The 377-nt window shown below is 34.7% G+C and carries 1 pseudogene; it reads left to right on the forward strand.

The window, feature by feature from the left end:
- Window positions 1-16: 16 nt before the first annotated feature.
- Window positions 17-377: pseudogene (locus A6X21_RS25040) on the forward strand (hypothetical protein); the annotation flags it as partial.

A 377-nucleotide genomic window follows, 5' to 3' on the forward strand; every position in this document is an offset into this window, starting at 1 on the left:
GCTACCTTATAATAATATGTCGGCAGATGATTTTGTTGAACACTTCATGCCGGATTGTCTGAAAAGTAATGATATAGAATCTCCTCGGGATTACAGATTATTATTAATTAAATGCTATATGCTTTTAATAGAGTATCCTAAACATAATGCAAAGTTTGCAAGCTATGTAGATGAGTTCTGTAAAGAGAAAGGGCTTCCTTATGCCAAGAATTATCTGGATGAACTATTCTTGACTTTCTTAAGAATGACGTCTGAGGACTTTTCAAACTGTCGGATGGAAGTAGATGAGAAGAATCTGGCGGCGATTCATTTTTTTGACAGTATGTCAATTGATTCTTATCACTACAAACACGACAATGATTTCCTAATGATGAAGG

The sequence above is a fragment of the Planctopirus hydrillae genome (genome assembly GCF_001707835.1).
GTDB classification, from domain to species: domain Bacteria; phylum Planctomycetota; class Planctomycetia; order Planctomycetales; family Planctomycetaceae; genus Planctopirus; species Planctopirus hydrillae.